General features: G+C 75.1%; 11 protein-coding genes. 4 read left to right on the top strand and 7 right to left on the bottom strand.

The window, feature by feature from the left end; all coding sequences use genetic code 11:
- The first annotated feature begins 129 nt into the window (after positions 1-129).
- A complete protein-coding gene (locus tag AB7J25_RS20805; protein WP_428511263.1) occupies positions 130-2,175 on the top strand; it encodes a serine/threonine-protein kinase in 2,046 nt (681 codons plus the stop codon).
- Here the strand turns inward: AB7J25_RS20805 and AB7J25_RS20800 are convergent.
- The 7 genes from AB7J25_RS20800 to AB7J25_RS20770 form a co-directional block, all read right to left on the bottom strand.
- Complete coding sequence (locus AB7J25_RS20800; protein WP_428511262.1) at positions 2,168-3,154, bottom strand: zinc-binding metallopeptidase family protein; 987 nt, start codon at positions 3,152-3,154, stop codon at positions 2,168-2,170. The genes AB7J25_RS20805 and AB7J25_RS20800 overlap by 8 nt on opposite strands.
- Before the next feature lie 43 nt (positions 3,155-3,197).
- Entirely contained in the window at positions 3,198-4,070 is an 873-nt protein-coding gene (locus tag AB7J25_RS20795; protein ID WP_428511261.1) for a transglutaminase family protein, read from the bottom strand.
- Positions 4,067-6,607 (bottom strand): circularly permuted type 2 ATP-grasp protein, encoded by a 2,541-nt coding sequence (locus AB7J25_RS20790; protein WP_428511260.1) that lies wholly within the window; start codon positions 6,605-6,607, stop codon positions 4,067-4,069. Before AB7J25_RS20790 ends, AB7J25_RS20795 begins: the two co-directional genes overlap by 4 nt.
- A gap of 5 nt (positions 6,608-6,612) precedes the next feature.
- Complete coding sequence (locus AB7J25_RS20785; protein ID WP_428511259.1) at positions 6,613-10,068, bottom strand: DUF2126 domain-containing protein; 3,456 nt, start codon at positions 10,066-10,068, stop codon at positions 6,613-6,615.
- Complete coding sequence (locus AB7J25_RS20780; RefSeq protein ID WP_428511258.1) at positions 10,069-11,070, bottom strand: alpha-E domain-containing protein; 1,002 nt, start codon at positions 11,068-11,070, stop codon at positions 10,069-10,071.
- Positions 11,071-11,084: 14 nt separating this feature from the next.
- Positions 11,085-12,569 carry a circularly permuted type 2 ATP-grasp protein gene (locus AB7J25_RS20775; protein ID WP_428511257.1) on the bottom strand — a complete coding sequence of 495 codons (1,485 nt, stop codon included), beginning with the start codon at positions 12,567-12,569 and terminating at the stop codon, positions 11,085-11,087.
- A 183-nt stretch (positions 12,570-12,752) separates the two neighbouring features.
- Positions 12,753-12,938 carry a hypothetical protein gene (locus tag AB7J25_RS20770; RefSeq protein WP_428511256.1) on the bottom strand — a complete coding sequence of 62 codons (186 nt, stop codon included), beginning with the start codon at positions 12,936-12,938 and terminating at the stop codon, positions 12,753-12,755.
- 125 nt (positions 12,939-13,063) lie between these two features.
- Between AB7J25_RS20770 and AB7J25_RS20765 the strand changes: the two genes are divergently transcribed.
- From AB7J25_RS20765 to AB7J25_RS20755, 3 genes are all read left to right on the top strand, one after another.
- Positions 13,064-13,927 carry an NAD(P)-dependent oxidoreductase gene (locus AB7J25_RS20765; protein ID WP_428511255.1) on the top strand — a complete coding sequence of 288 codons (864 nt, stop codon included), beginning with the start codon at positions 13,064-13,066 and terminating at the stop codon, positions 13,925-13,927.
- Between the two features lie 63 nt (positions 13,928-13,990).
- Positions 13,991-15,631: an acyl-CoA dehydrogenase family protein gene (locus AB7J25_RS20760; RefSeq protein WP_428511254.1), complete on the top strand. Its 1,641-nt coding sequence runs from the start codon at positions 13,991-13,993 to the stop codon at positions 15,629-15,631.
- 96 nt (positions 15,632-15,727) lie between these two features.
- Positions 15,728-16,401: neutral zinc metallopeptidase (locus AB7J25_RS20755; RefSeq protein ID WP_428511253.1), on the top strand; the 674-nt coding region annotated here is incomplete at its 3' end.

Below are 16,401 nucleotides of genomic sequence, written 5' to 3'. Positions count from 1 at the left end.
GTGCCGGATCGGGCGCATGGGCGTTCTGCGGCGGCGGGGGCCGCTGCCCCTATCCTGACCGGTGATCACCCGTCCGACCCGTGCCGTGGCCCACCCGGTCCGGTCCGGAAGCGAGGAGGAGACCGAGCCGTGACCACGCAGTTCGGCCGGTTCCGCCTCGAGCGGCTCCTCGGCCGCGGCGGCATGGGCGAGGTCTACGAGGCCTTCGACACCCGCACCCAGCGCCTGGTCGCCGTCAAGCGGCTGCGCCGCGAGCTGGCCGTCGACGCGGGTTTCCAGGCCCGGTTCCGCCGGGAGTCCGCGCTGGCGGCCCGCATCGGCGCCCCGCACATCGTCCCGGTCCACGACTACGGCGAGATCGACGGCCAGCTGTTCATCGAGATGCAGCTGATCCGCGGCGCCGATCTCGGTGTCCTGCTGCGCGACGGGCCGCTGCCCGCCGCGCGCGCCGTGGAGATCGTGGCGCAGGTCGCCGAGGCGCTCGACGCCGCCCACGCCGAGGGACTCGTCCACCGCGACGTCAAGCCGTCCAACGTCCTCGTCGCGGGCACCGCGAGGGATCACGCCTACCTCGTCGACTTCGGCATCGCACGCGCGGCGCAGCCGGAGGCCACGGCGTTGACGCAGTCCGGTGCCACCGTCGGCACGCTGGACTACATGGCGCCGGAACGGTTCCAGGGAACGGGGGCCGACCACCGCGCCGACGTCTATGCGCTCGCCTGCGTCCTGTTCGAGGCGCTCACCGGCCACAAACCTTTCCCCGCCGACGATCCGCTCGCCGTGATGTACGCCCACCTCCACCGGCCGCCACCGGCGCCGGGCGCGCACCGCGCCGGTCTCCCGCCGGCGCTCGACGAGGTCGTGGCGCGGGGGATGGCCAAGGACCCCGCCCAGCGCTTCCCCTCGGCGGGCGCGCTCGCGGCGGCGGCGCAGGCGGCGGTCGGGGACGCGGCGCCGGCCGCCGACGCGAGCACGGTGGCGGGCCCGGGGTCGGCGGACGCGACGGTCCGGCTCCCTCCGCAGGCCGACCGGACGCGGGTCGCGGGCACCGGCGACACCACCGGCGTCCCCCGCGGGGCCACCCATCCCCACCCGGACGCGGCCGTCGACCCCCTGCCGGGAGCGGCTGCAGGCCCGCGCGCCGCCACCCCGGCACGGCGCCGCCGCCTCGCGGTCGCGGGGTTCGCCGCACTCGCCGCCGCACTCGTCGCGGTCGGCGTGGCGGTGGCCGTGCCACTGCTGGGCACGCAGGCGGACCCGGCCGTGCCGTCCGCCCCGGACACCCCGGGGGCACCCGCGGACCCGCCCGTGCTCACCAGCGCCGGAGCGGCGACGGTCGGATCCGGCACGGTGCGCGCGGACGCCTTCGGCGACGGCGACCTCATCGTCGCGATGACCGTCGACGGCCTCACGCTCGTCGCTCCCGCGACGATGGAGCTCCTCGGGATCGTCGAGGTGCCCGGTGCCTCCGACCAGGCGGTGGTCGTGGCGCCGGACGGGGACTTCGTCGGGGTGAGCACCGCAGCGGGCGCCGCCCTGGTGGACACCCGGTCGGACGCCCGGCTCACCGGGGCGGTGCCGCTGGGTGCGCCCGCGACCGGTCTGGCCGTCCACCCGACGAGCAAGCAGCTGATCGTCGCGACCCAGGAGGGCCTGCGGCTGGTGGACCCGTCGACCGCCGCCGCCGGGAGCGACCTCCTCCCGCTGCCGGGCCAGAAGTTCGGCCTCGCGGCCCTTCCCGGCGGGGACCGCGTCTACGTGGCCGACGCCGACACCAACGAGGTGCTCGCCGTCGACGCGGCCACGGCCGTGATCGTCGCGACCGTCGACGTCACCGCCCCGCACGCGCTCGCGCTGTCACCCGACGGCGGCCGGCTCTACGTCGCGGGTCCCGGCACCGTGCACGTGATCAGCACGGCCGACCACACCGTGACCGCGACCGTGCTCGTCCCCGCGGCGACCGACCGGGCCGATATCGCCGTGTCGCCCGACGGCCGCCACGCGTTCGTCGTCTCCACCGGAGCGATCACGGTCCTCGACACCGCGAGTGCCGCGGTCGTGGCCACGGTCGAGACCGGTCCCGGACGCGATCCCGCCGACGTCGGGGTGACCTCGGGCGGGCTGCTGTTCGTCGGCACCCTGGCCGGCGAGCTGCTGACCTACACGGTCAGCTGACGTCCGTGCAGAGCCGGTGCACCCACGCGAGCTTCCCGACCACCGCAGGCGGCAGGACGAACGGGTAGAGGTCGTCGCGACCCATGCTGCGGTTCACGGCGTTGAGCGCGTAGGTCAGCGGCAGCCACTCGGCGAGGATCCCCTCGAACGGTTCTGCGTCCGCGTCGACGTCGCCCGGGTCCGCGGACAGCGTCGCCTCGGGGCCGTCCACGCGGATGCCGTGCTCGCCCGCGGTCTGCAGGGTGTCGCGGATGTGCAGGTAGTGGGCGAAGGTCTCCGCCCAGTCCTCCCACGGGTGCATGGTGGCGTAGGCGCTGACGTGACGGTCGGGCCAGTCCGCGGGCGGGCCCTGCGCGTAGTGCCGGTCGACGGCGTCGGTGTAGCTCGCCCGCTCGTCGCCGAACAGCTCCCGGAACCGCTCCAGGTGCGCGGTGCCCTCGACCAGCACCGTCCAGTAGTAGTGGCCGGTCTCGTGGCGGAGGTGGCCGAGCATCGTGCGGTAGGGCTCGCCCATCTCCTGACGCACCTGCTCGCGGTGCGGGTCGCCCGCCTCGGCGAGATCGATCGTGACGATCCCGTTCTGGTGGCCGATGACGACGCTGCCGTCCCTGCTGGACAGCAGGTCGTAGGCGAGACCCCCGTCGGTGTCCTCCCAGGAACGCAACGGGAGTCCCAGCTCGGCGAGCTGCGCCACGAGCCGCCGCTTCGCCGCCTCGGTCTCGGCGAACGCGGCCATCGCGTCGGTGTCGGAGTCTGCGGGACGGGTGCGGGTGAGCCGGCACGACAGGCACAGCGTCCCCGGTCGCGGCGGGATCCAGTTGCAGGCCGCGATCCCGGCGTTCGCGCAGCGGGGGAGGTCCGTGGCGGCGACGAGATCGCGCCGGACCGGGTCGTAGCCGAGCTCCTGGCCGCAGCGCAGGCACGCCGAGTTCTCGAAGAAGACCAGCTGGGCGCAGTTCGGGCAGCGGAAGGAACGCACGGCCGTCTCTACCCCGCCCGCCGCTGCCTCACGCGCCGCCGCCTCACGCGGCCGGGTCCGGCACGCGCACGACGTCCACGGCCACCGCGAGGTCGTGGGTGCGCCCCTGGCTGAAGATCACGCCCTTGAGCGGCGCGACGTCGGTGTAGTCGCGTCCCCACGCCGTGGTGACGTAGCGGTCGTCGGCCGGCTGGTCGTTCGTGGGATCGAGGTCGACCCACCCGGCGGGCAGCAGCACCGACACCCAGGCGTGCGTGGCGTCGGCCCCCTCCAGCCGCGGCCTGCCCGGCGGCGGCTCGGTCTCCAGGTAGCCGCTGACGTAGCGCGCGGCGAGCCCGACGGCGCGCAGGCAGCCGATCGCAACGTGCGCGAAGTCCTGGCACACCCCGGCGCGGCGCTCCAGCACCTCCGTGATCGCGGTGCTGACCTCCGTGGCGCCCGGGGTGTAGGCGAAGTCCCGGTGGATGCGCGAGCACAGATCGCGCGCCGCGGCCAGCGCGTCGCGCCCGGGCGGGAAGGACGCCGCCGCGTACTCCGCGAGCGCCGGGGTGGGCGCCACCTGCGGGGACTCCAGCAGGAACTCGACGGCCGAGGTGTCGAGGCGGGCGAGCTCCCCGGCCCGCTCCCACGGCCCCGTCGGGCCCTCGGGGAGGCGCTGCCCGCGCACCCGCACGACGCTGGTCGCGGTGACGGCGAGGCGGCTGTGCGGGGTGAGCACGGAGAACCACGACGTCCGGTTGCCGAAGTAGTCCGTGCGCTCGCGCAGGCCGTGCGGGGCCGGCTCGATGTCCAGCCGCGTGCTCAGGCACTCCTGAACGGGCAGCGGCCGCGGCGCCATGACGGCCTCGCCGAAGCTCGACGACACCCGCGCCGAGTAGGAGTACTCGGTGCGGTGCGTGACGCGGTAGACGGTCATACCAGTCGCAACCCGGGGTTGAGGGGGTGCTGCGGGGGCAGGCGCGTGAAGTGCGCCGCCTCGACGGCGTCCGAGACGCGGTGCAGCAGGTCGACGATCCGGACCAGGAACGCGGCCAGCTCGGCGCGGTCCGCGGAGCCGTCGGTCCCGGTGACCGTCCTCGCCGTGGCGGCGAGATCGGGGACGCGCAGCGCGGACGTCGCCTCCAGCACGATCCGCTCCGGGGCCGTGGGCGCGAGGCCGCGCGGACCGGCGAGCGCGGCGACGTCCTCGGCGAGGCGGTCCAGCTGGTAGCCGACCGAGCGGGGGTTCGCCGGGTCGAGCAGCAGCAGTTCCAGCACGGTGGCGAGATCGGCGTGGGAGCGGTGGCGGCGGCGGTAGGTGATGATGCTCTCGGCGGCGGTGAGCACCGACTCCAGGAGCAGGCTGTCCGTGGCGTCGTCGCGGCGGCGGGTGACCGTCGCCTCCAGCAGCGCGCAGAGCTGAACGGCGCGCTCCACCCGGCGCCCGGCGTCGAGGAAGCGCCAGCCCTGGTCGCGGACCATCGAGTCCGCGGCGAGGCCCCCGAGTGCGAGCAGGCTGGTGAGCACGCGGGCGATCGTGCCGGCGTCGCGGGCGGTGTCGCCCAGCTCGGCGAGGTCGCGCTCCAGGGCGCCCATGACGAGCCAGGTGTCGCCGGAGAGCTGGTCGCGGACCGGGTACGCGGCGTCGCGCAGGCGGCGGAGCGCGAACGCGAGCGTGCCGGGCCGGGTGGCGTCGGCGGTGATCGCGGACAGCTCCGCCCCGACGTCCACGCCGTCGTCGTGGAAGCCCGGCCGGGTGTCGGTGACGTCGGTGAGCGCCCGCAGCAGCGCCCCGACGGCGCCGGCACCGGCGGGGCTGAGATCGCCGGGGAAGGCGTTGCGGCGGTCGCGCACCACCTGCAGCAGCCGCGCCGTGGCCTCGGCGCGCTCGAGGTAGCGGCCCAGCCAGTACAGGTTCTCCGCGGCGCGGGCGGGCAGCGCCGCGTCGGGGACGTCCGGGCCCGGGCCCTGCAGCCAGAACCCGCCGGGGTCCTCCGGCTCGGACGCCACCACCCACACGTCCTTGCTCACCGCGCCGGCCGGGCTCGCGACGAACCCGCCGCCGGGCGGGGTGACGCGGGCCAGGCCACCGGGCATGGCGGCGTAGGAGTCGCCCCGGGCCACGAGGAAGGCGCGCAGCGCGGCCCGGTGCGGGGCGAGCGCCGTGCCGGTGAGCGCCGGGACGGTGGCGAGGTCCAGGCGCTCCTGGCCGACCCATCCGTGCGGTGCGGCCTCGATGCGGGCCCGCAGCTGCTCGCGCTGCGCCGCCGTGAGCTTCCAGCCCAGCAGCGTCGTGGCCCCGCGCTCTCGGGTCGTCGACTTGACCACCAGCTCGTCGAGGTGCGCGAGGACGTGGCGGCGACCCAGGTCGTCCCCGCACCACCAGGTGGGCACCGACGGCATCCGCAGCTCCTGGCCCAGGAGCGCCTCGGCGAGCCGGGGCAGCACGGCGAGCAGCGCCGGGTTCTCCAGCACCCCGCTGCCCAGGGTGTTCGCCAGCGACACCGTGCCGAGCCTGCTCGCCTCGACCAGGCCCGGCACGCCGAGCAGGGACTCCGATCGCAGCTCCAGCGGGTCGCAGAAGGAGCTGTCCACCCGCCGCAGCACCACGTCCACGCGTTCGAGGCGTTCCAGGGAGCGCATCCACAGGTGCCCGTCGCGGACGGTGAGGTCCGCGCCCTCCACCAGCGGGTAGCCCAGGTACGACGCGAGCGACCCGTGCTCGAACGCCGTCTCGCTCCACGGGCCGGGCGTGAGCACGACGATGCGCGGGTCCCCCGCCGCGGTCGGGGCGGCGGCCTGCAGCGCCGAGCGCAGCCCCCGGAAGAAGGGCGCCAGCCGGTGCACCTGCGCGTCGCGGAACATGCTCGGCAGCACCTTCGACACGACGACCCGGTTCGCGAGCGCGTAGCCCGCGCCCGCCGGGGTCTGGGTGCGGTCCGCGAGCGCCCAGCGCCGCCCGGCGGCGTCCCGGGCCAGGTCGACGGCCAGCGTCACGAGCATCGCGCCCGGGGAGCGCACCCCGTCCACCTCGCGCACGAACCCGGGATGGGCGAGCACCATCTCGGGCGGGACGAGCCGGCGCCGCAGCAGCGTGCGGGGACCGTACAGGTCGGCAAGGACGAGGTTCAGCAGCTCCGCACGCTGGACCAGCGCCCCCTCGACCTCCGCCCACTCGGCGCTGCCCAGGAGCACCGGCACCGGGTCCAGCCGCCACGCCACGCCGGGGGCCGCCGAGTCCGGGCCCACCCGGTAGGCGACGCCGTCGTCCGCGAGCAGCCGTGCCGCCTCGCCGCGGCGGCGGTGGAGCTCCGCGTGCCCCATCTCGTCGAGCACCCGGCCCAGGCGGGCCCACTGCTCGCGGACCCGGCCGTCCCCGTCGACGAGCTCGTCGTGCACGCCGGGCAGGGCGCGGTAGCCGTCGAGCAGGCGGGGGGAGCGGGTGGGCGCCTCGGGATCCGAGGCGACCGTCACGTCCGTCACGACATCCCGGGCAGGCAGCGCCGCAGATCCACGGTGTGAGGGTACTCGTCGCCCAGCTGCGGCCCCGGCACCGTGACCCCGTCGAGATCGACGGCGCCCGGCGTGTGGCCGAGCGGGGAGAAGCGGCTCGCCCGGCGCGCCTGCGCCTCGCCCGCGTTCACCGGGAAGCGCTCGTAGCTGCGCCCGCCCGGATGGCTCACGTGGTACGTGCAGCCCCCGAGCGAGCGGGAGTTCCAGCGGTCCAGGACGTCGAACACCAGCGGGGCGTGCACGCCGATCGTCGGGTGCAGTGCCGAGTGCGGCTGCCACGCCCGGTAGCGCACGCCGCCGACCAGCTCGCCGGGCGTGCCGGTGGGCTTCAGCGGCACCTCGACGCCGTTGCACGCGACGAGATGGCGCCCGTCCACCACCCCGGTGGCGCGCACCTGCAGCCGCTCCACCGACGAGTCGACGTAGCGGGCGGGCGCGGTGGCGCCGACCTCCTCGCCGAGCACGGGCCACGGCTCGATCGCCGTGCGCAGCTCCAGGTTCACACCGCCGACCTGGACCTGCCCGATCAGCGGGAACCGGAACTCCAGGAACGGCGCGAGCCACGCGTCGGCGAACGCGAACCCGTGCGCGCGCAGGTCCGCCGCGACCTCGGCGACGTCCGCGGCGACGTAGGCGGGCAGCAGGAACCGGTCGTGCAGCCGCGTGCCCCAGCGGACGAGCGGGCGGGCGTAGGGCTCCTCCCAGAAGCGGGCCACCAGCGCGCGCACCAGCAGCGACTGCACCAGAGCCATCCGCGCGTGCGGCGGCATCTCGAACGCCCGCAGCTCCAGGATCCCCAGCCGCCCGCGCTCGGCGCCGGGGGAGAAGAGCTTGTCGATGCAGAACTCGGCGCGGTGGGTGTTGCCCGTGATGTCGACGAGCAGGTGGCGCAGCAGACGGTCGCCCAGCCACGGCGGCGGGTCGCCGTGCTCGGCCTGCCAGCGCTCCAGCTCGGCGAAGGCGATCTCCAGCTCGTAGAGCTGCTGGTCGCGGCCCTCGTCCACGCGCGGGGACTGGCTGGTCGGCCCGACGAAGCGGCCCGAGAACAGGTAGGACAGCGAGGGGTGGTGCTGCCAGTAGGTGATCATGCTGCGCAGCAGGTCCGGGCGGCGCAGCAGGGGGCTCTGCGCCGGGCTCGATCCGCCGAGGGTGACGTGGTTGCCACCGCCGGTGCCGGTGTGGCTGCCGTCCAGGTCGAACTTCTCCGTCGCGAGCCCCACCTGGCGGGCCTGCTCGGAGAGGCCGGTGGTGACGTCCACCAGCTCGGCCCACGAACCCGAGGGGTGCACGTTGACCTCGATGACGCCCGGGTCCGCGCCCACGACGAGCCGCTGCAGCCGGTGGTCGCCCGGCGGGGCGTACCCCTCGACGACGACGGGCGTGCCGTGCTCGGCGACGACGTCGTGCAGCACCGCGAGGAGCTCCACGGCCCGCTCGGCGTGCGTGAGCGGGGGGAGGAAGACGTGCAGGCGGCCGTCGCGGACCTGCACGCAGAGCGCCGTGGGGGGCGCCTTCTCCGGCGGCGTGACGCGGGCGGGGAGGGGGGTGGCCGGGGCCGGGGGTTTCGCAGCAGGGTGGCTTTGCTCCGGTCCTACCGGAGTAAAGCCACCCTGCTGCGGCGAACCCGGCCCCGAACCCGGCGGCGAACCCGGCGGCGAACCCGGCGGCGAACCCGGCCCCGAACCCGAACCGACCCCCCACTCCGCCGGCACGGGCAGCGGCGCGCGCGGATCGAACGGGGAGCGCTCCGGTTCCGGTGGCGCCGGCGCCCACGTCATCGACGACAGCGGCAGCCGCAAGCCCATCGGCGAGTCCCCGGGCCGCAGCATGAGGTGCTTGCGCCGCAGCTGCCAGCGCACTGTCCCCCAGCCGGGGCCGTCGGGCAGCGGGTGGACGAACACCGTCCAGCCGGTGGGCTCGCCGCGGTCGGCGTCCAGCTCGGCGACGATCCGGGCGCGTGCGTCGGGGTCGGCGAGAGCGGGGTCGGTGGGATCGAGGTCCGCGGCGGGCGGGGGTCCGTCGGGCAGCAGGGCCTCGGCGGCGAGCCGGTCCAGCGGGTCCTCGTAGGCGGGCTGATAGAGCTCCTCGGGCACGCCGAGCCGCGCCGCCAGCGCGACGAGCAGCGTGTGGGCCTGCGCGGCGGTCGCGGTACCGGGCGTCCACGGATCGGCCAGCAGCGACGACGTGGGCCACAGCGGCACCCCGTCGGGGCGCCACAGCAGGCGCATCTCCCAGCGCGGCAGCGGCTCGCCCGGATACCACTTGCCCTGCCCCACCTGCAGCAGCCCGCCGGGGGCGAACCGGGTCGCGAGCCGCTGCGCGAGCTGCCAGGCCAGCTCCCGCTTGCCCGGCCCGTCCGGGGCGACCGTCCACTGCGGGGACTCCATGTCGTCCGCCGCGACGAAGGTGGGCTCCCCGCCGTGGGTGAGCCGGACGTCGCCCGCGGCCAGGCGGGCGTCGACCGCGCGACCGAGCGCGTCGATCGCGGCCCACTGCCCGTCGGTGTAGGGCAGCGTGACGCGGGGGCTCTCCTGCACCCGGTGCACGCGGTTGACGTGGTGGAACGTGACCTCCGCCGGTTCGAGAGCGCCGGCGACGGGTGCGGCACCCGACGGCTCCGGGGTGCACGCGAGCGGGATGTGGCCCTCCCCGGCGTAGAGCCCGGACGTGGGGTCGAGCCCCACCCAGCCCGCGCCGGGCAGGAACACCTCGGTCCAGGCGTGCAGGTCGGTGAAGTCCTGCTCGGGCCCGGCGGGGCCGGTCAGGGGCACCTCGTCCGCCGTGAGCTGCACGAGGTAGCCGGAGACGAACCGGGCGGCCAGGCCCATCTCGCGCAGGATCGCCACGAGCAGCCAGGCGCTGTCGCGGCAGGAGCCGCGGCGCAGCCGCAGGGTCTCCTCCGGGCTCTGCACACCCGGCTCCATGCGCACGAGGTAGGAGATGTCGCGCTGCAGGCGCTGGTTGAGCCCGACGAGCAGGTCGTTGACCGCCATCCCTTCGGTGCCCTCGCCGGGGACCTCGACGCCGGCCAGCCACTCCCGCAGCAGCGGCCCCGGCTCGCCACGCACCAGGTAGGGCGCCAGGTCGCGGGCGGTGCCCTCGTCGTAGGCGAACGGGTAGCGCTCGGCGGACTCCTCGACGAAGAAGTCGAACGGGTTGATCACCGTCAGGTCCGCGACGAGGTCGACGGTGATCGTCAGGTGGTCGGTGGGCTCGGGGAACACCAGCCGGGCGAGGTGGTTGCCGAACGGGTCGAGCTGCCAGTTGAGGAAGTGTCCCGACGGCTCGACCTTCAGCGAGTAGGACGTGACCGGGGTGCGCGAGTGCGGCGCGGGGCGCAGCCGCACCACGTGGGGGGCGAGCTTCACCCGCCGGTCGAAGCGGTACTCGGTGCGGTGCTCCACCGCGACGTGCACGGCCATCTACGACGCCCGCGCGGCCGGCCCGCCTGCGGGCACCGCCGCGGCTTCCGGTTCGCGGTCGACGACCGGCGTGGGCTCGACGACCCGGAACCAGGTCGCGGCGAGCGCGTCGTGCAGCACCCCGATGCCGAGCTGCAGCTCGTCCACCAGCGCGTGCAGCGCGCTGGGGGAGATGTCCTCGTCGATCTCCAGCGCGAGCAGCAGGCGGCGCACCGTGGCGCACGCCGCGAGCGGTGTCGCGGCCTGCGGCAGCTGGGGCAGCGCCCGGGCCGCCGAGCTCAGGCAGTACTCGACCGAGCGCGGGAACCGCGGATCCTGCAGCAGGAACCGCAGCGCGGCAGGCCCGGACATCCCGGCGCCGACGCTGCGCCGGAACATCTGGTGCGCCGAGAGCGACTTGAGCACGCTCATCCAGGTGACGTCGCCGTACGCGGCGTTCCCGCCCCCGCCGACCAGCACCCCGGCCTGGACGTCGAGGACGCGGGTGGTCATGTCGGCGCGTTCCAGGTAGCGGCCGAGCAGCAGGAAGGCGTAGGCGTCGTCGTCGCACATGGTCCCGGCGAGCGAGCCGGTGAGCCGCTGGCAGCCGCCCGCCACCTGGTCGATCCACCCGGCCCGGGTGCGCCGGTCCGCGGCGAGCGCCGCCGCGGCGCCGACCCGCGCGTGCAGGTCGTTGGCGATCTCCCAGCAGGGATCGGGCAGCAGCACCCGCACGACGCGCAGGTTCGCCCGCGCCCGCGCGATGCTCGCCACGACCGAACCAGGGTTGGCCGGGTCCGCGGTGAGGAACCCGACGACGTCCTCCTCGGTGGGCACGTCGAGCCCGAGGACGTCCTCGCCGTGTCCCGCGACGGCGAGCAGCGGGTGCCAGCCCACCCCGGCCGCGCGCGGCAGGTCCAGCATCAGCTCGGTGTGGACGGCGACCATCCGTGCGGTCGCCTCGGCCCGCTCCAGGTAGCGGCCCGCCCAGTACAGCGCCTCCGCATGGCGCGAGAGCAGCACGACTCGTCTCCCTCCTACCGGGCGGGCCCGGTCACGTCCGGGTCGACGACCCAGGTGTCCTTGCTGCCGCCGCCCTGCGAGCTGTTGACCACGAGCGAGCCCTCGGTCAGCGCCACCCGGGTGAGCCCGCCCTGCGTCACGTACGGGCGCAGGCCCGACAGCACGAAGGGCCGCAGGTCCAGGTGGCGCGGGGCGACCGACGAGCCGCACAGCGTCGGCGCGGTCGAGAGCGCGAGCACGGGCTGGGCGACGAAGTTGCGCGGATCGGCCTCGATCCGGGCCCGGACCAGCTCGCGCTCCGCGGCCGTCGCGTGCGGGCCGACGAACACCCCGTAGCCGCCGGACTCCGCGGCGGGCTTCACCACCAGTTCGTCGAGGTGGGCCAGCACGTGGCTGCGGTGTGCCGGGTCGTGGCACAGCCACGTCGGCACGTTCGCGATCGAGGGCTCCTCGCCGAGGTAGTAGCGAACGATGTCGGGCACGTAGGCGTAGAGGACCTTGTCGTCGGCGACACCGCAGCCGGGGGCGTTGGCGATGGCGACGTTCCCCGCCCGCCAGGCGCGCATGAGCCCGGGCACGCCGAGCAGCGAGTCCGGCCGGAACACCTCCGGGTCCAGCCACAGGTCGTCCACGCGCCGGTAGAGGACGTCGATGCGCACCGGCCCGCCGATCGTGAGCAGCTGGACGCGGTCGTCGGCGTCCACGGCGAGATCGCCGCCCTCGACGAGGTGCGCGCCCATCCGGCGGGCGAGGAAGGCGTGCTCGAAGTAGGCGGAGTTGTGCACGCCCGGCGTCAGCACGGCGATCGTGGGGTCCCCGGCCGCGGAGAGGTCGGTGAGCATCTCCTGCAGCCGGTTCGGGTAGCTGTCGACCGGGTGGATGTCGAGGTCGCGGAACAGGTCCGCGAACACCCGCTTCGTGACCATCCGGTTCTCCAGCATGTAGGACACCCCGGATGGCACCCGCAGGTTGTCCTCCAGCACGTACACCGTGCCGTCGGCGTCGCGGACGAGGTCGCTGCCGCAGATGTGTGCCCACACCCCGTGCGCCGGGCGCACCCCCTGGCACTCGCGGCGGTACCCGGCGCTGCCGGCGACGACCTCAAGGGGCACCACCCCGTCGCGCACGATCCGGGCCTGCTCGGGCGGGCCTGCGTACACGTCGTCGACGAACATGTTGAGGGCGGTGAGCCGCTGCACCAGCCCGTCGGAGATGCGCGCCCACTCGGCCGTCGAGATCACCCGGGGGATGACGTCGAACGGCCAGGCCCGGTCGGTGGCCCCCGTCTCCCCTGTGTCCCCGGTGTACACGGTGAACGTGATCCCCATGGCCCTGATCGCCAGCTCCGCGGCCCGCTGGCGCTCCACGAGCCCCTCGCCCAGCGCGGCGAGATGGCGGACGACGCCCGCCGCGGCATCGCGCGGACGGCCGCCGTCGAGCATCTCGTCGTGGAACCCGGGGCTCGCGTAGGTGTCCCACCCGATCGTCGTGCCGCCCATGCGCACCTCCCCGCCCAGCTTCGAACCGGCAGGTGACGTCGGCGTGACACGCAGGTCAACGACCTGGGTGCCGTCCCCTGAGGAACGGGCGGGGGCTCCGCGGGACGCGGTGGTGGGCCGGGGCACGCGGTCACCGCACGCGCTCCTGAGGCGCCGGTCACACTGCGTGACCGGCGACACGGATCACCCGGCGCGCTGCTCCGACCGCACGGACATGACACAGTTCTCGGAGTCGGCGTCGTAGGAATGCAGGTACAGGGAGCGCCACTCGGGCCGGCCCGAGGCCGAGACCTTGAACAACGCCCGCAGCTCGGCGTGTGGCTCGTCCTCGGCGATCTGGCGGTAGCAGGCCTCGCAGAGCTTGATCATGGTTCGCTCTCCCGGGGACACGGTGATGTCGGGTGGAGGCGACGCTGGCACCGCGTTTACTGTACGTCACGACCCGGGTGCAGACCGAGCCCGTGTGGCCGGTCCTACAGGGCTAATGTCGCGTCGTGCCCGTCACAGTCGCGCTGCTCGGCACCGGGATCATGGGTGCCGGCATGGCTCGCAACGTCCTCGCCGCAGGCCTGCCCCTGCGCGTCTGGAACCGCACGGCGGAGAAGGCGGCCCCGCTCGGGGCCGCGGGTGCCACCGTCGCGGCGACGCCGGCGGATGCCGTCCGGGACGCGGACGTCGTCGTCACGATGCTCGGCGACGCCGGGCACGTCGTCGCCGTCATGGAGCAGGCGGCCGGCGGGCTCTCGCCCGGGCAGGTCTGGGCGCAGTGCACCACCGTCGGCGTCGGGCCGCATGCCGAGATCGTCGCCCTCGCCGCGCGCCACGGCCTCCTGCTCGTCGACGCCCCCGTCGTCGGCACGCGGGCCCCGGCGGAGCAGGGGCGCCTGCTCGTCCTCGCGGCGGGGCCGCCGCAGGCGCGCGCGGCCGTCCAGCCGGTGTTCGACGCGGTCGGCCGCGCCACGAACTGGCTCGCCGACGACGCGGGCGGCGCCGCCGCGAGCCGCCTCAAGCTCGTCGTCAACAGCTGGGTCCTCGCGCTCACCGCCGGGGTGGGGGAGGCGCTCGCGCTGGCCGACGGCCTCGGCGTGGACCCGCAGGCGTTCCTCGACGCCGTCGGCGGCGGCCCGCTGGACCTGCCCTACCTGCAGGTCAAGGCGGCGGCGATCCGGGAGCGCGACTGGACGCCCAGCTTCTCCGCCGCGAACGCCGCGAAGGACGCCGGGCTGATCGTGGCGGCCGCGGAGGAGGCGAACGTGCGCCTGGACGTCGCCGCGGCCGCCGGGCAGCGCTACCGGCGCACGGTGGAGCTCGGCCACGGCGAGGACGACATGGCTGCGAACTACCTCGCGAGCACCTGACGCCACTTGCGTGCGCCGGGTGCGGAAGTGACGATCGGGTAACCCGCACACCAGGAGGCGACGATGCCGCCGACGCACGAGGTCACCAACCAGGTCCCGTCGCTGTTCGACCAGGACGGCCATGACCTCGCCGAGGACCCCGCGCTGTTGGAGGGGCTGCGCCGCGAGGGCGCGGGCTGGGCCGAGGACGAGCTGCACGCGCTGGGCCGGATCGGGGGCAGCGCCCGGGTGCAGGACTGGGCGCGGCTGGTCGACGTCCATCCCCCGGTGCTGCGCACCCACGACCGCTACGGCCACCGCATCGACGAGGTGGAGTTCCACCCGCACTGGCACGACCTCATGAGCGTCGCCGTCTCCCGAGGCCTGCATGCCGCACCCTGGGCGGAGGCGCGGCCGGGTGCGCATGTCGCCCGCGCGGCGAAGATGTACGTCTGGGGTCAGACGGACGCCGGGCACCTGTGCCCGATCTCGATGACGTACGCGTCGGTCCCGGCGCTGCGCGCGGAACCGTCGCTCGCGCGCATCTACGAGCCGCTGCTCGCCGCATCCCTCTACGACCCGGAGTTGCGCGTGCCCACCGGCAAGCGCGGCCTGATCGCGGGCATGTCGATGACGGAGAAGCAGGGCGGCTCCGACGTGCGGGCCAACACCACCCGGGCCGTGCCCTCCGCGGACGGCAGCTACGTGATCACGGGGCACAAGTGGTTCACCTCGGCCCCGATGTCGGACGTGTTCCTGACGCTCGCGCAGGCGCCCGCCGGTCTCACCTGCTTCCTGCTGCCCCGCGTGCTGCCCGACGGCAGCCGCAACGCGCTGCGTCTGCAGCGGCTCAAGGACAAGCTCGGCAACCGCTCCAACGCCTCGTCGGAGATCGAGTACGACGGCGCGACCGGGTGGCGGGTCGGGGAGGAGGGCCGCGGCGTCCCGACGATCATCCAGATGGTCAACCTCACCCGCCTGGACTGCGCGCTGATCTCGGCGTCGATGATGCGCCACGGCGTCCGCCAGGCGCTGCACCACGCGCGGCACCGGCGCACGTTCGGCGCAGCCCTGGTCGACCAGCCGCTCATGCGCAACGTCCTCACCGACCTCGCCGTCGAGGCCGAGGCGGCGTCGGTCGTCGTGCTCCGGCTCGCCGGCGCCGTGGACCGTGCGGTGCGCGGCGACGAGGCGGAGGGGCACCTGCGCCGTCTCGGGCTCGCCGTCACCAAGTACTGGGTGTGCAAGCGCGCACCCGCCCACGTCGCCGAGGCCCTGGAGTGCCTGGGCGGCAACGGCTACGTCGAGGAGTCGGGGATGCCGCGGCTCTACCGGGAGTCGCCGCTACCGTCGATCTGGGAGGGCTCGGGCAACGTCGCCGCCCTGGACGGCCTGCGCGCGCTCGGGAACGCGGACGCGGTCGAGGCGTTCCTCGGTGAGATCGACCTCGCCGCCGGGGAGGACCGGCGCCTCGACGAGGCGGTGGGCCGGCTGCGCAAGGAGCTCGCCGATCTCGGCGACGCCGCGGACGTGCAGTTCCGGGCGCGCCGGCTCGTCGAGACGATGGCGCTGGTGCTGCAGGGCGCGCTGCTCGTCCGGTACGGCGACGCGGCGGTGGCGGACGCGTTCTGCGCCTCGCGGCTGGACCGGGACTGGGGGGTCGCGTTCGGCACGCTGCCGTCGGGGGTGGACACGGCGGCGGTCCTCGCCCGCGCCGGGGTGTGACGGTCGCCTGATCGCCTGATCGCCTGATCGCCGGACGGCCGGGCGCGGCGGCCTCCCGCGCCCTATCGTGGATCGGGGCGGCGGTGGAGGGGCGACGTGGTGCGGACGGCGTGGATCGCGGGTGTGCTCGTGCTGCTGCTCGCCGGGTGGCCCTCGGCCGCGTCGGCGGAGACCCCGGCACCGGCGGCGCAGCCGCAGTGCCAGTCGCTGGAGAACTGCTACTCCTACGGCGGGATGCGCGAGTTCCTCGGCCAGGTGCAGGGCCTGATCGCGGGCTTCGCCGGCACCGAGTACGGCACCCTGCCGGAGCCGGCCTTCCGCTACGTCCCCGCGGGGACGGTCGTCCGCGTGACGTGCGGCGGCGTCGCGGACTCCACGGCGTTCTTCTACTGCGGCCTCGACGACACGATCTACGTCGGCCAGGACCAGCTCTACGACTTCTACCGGCGCACCGGCGACGGCGGCGCGGCCTTCGCGGTCGCCCACGAGTGGGGTCACTACCTGCAGGACAGGGCCGGGGTGCTGCGTGCGGCCACGGGCCAGGTGGGCCGCATCCAGTCGGAGAACCAGGCGGACTGCATCGGCGGGGCGTTCCTCGGACACGCCCGCGACCGCGGCATCCTCGAACCGGACGACTACGACGACATCGGGGCGATCCTGCCGCTCATCGCGTCCGCGGAGTCCGACATGAACCGCGACCACGGGACCGTGCAGGAGCGCGCCCAGGCCGTGCAGTACGGCTTCGACCGCGGCCTGTCCGGGTGCAGCGG

The organism is Pseudonocardia sp. (assembly GCF_050246655.1).
In the GTDB taxonomy this organism is placed as follows: domain Bacteria; phylum Actinomycetota; class Actinomycetes; order Mycobacteriales; family Pseudonocardiaceae; genus Pseudonocardia.
Note: the sequence above shows the minus strand (reverse complement) of the source record. Positions and strands in the feature narration are given on the sequence as shown.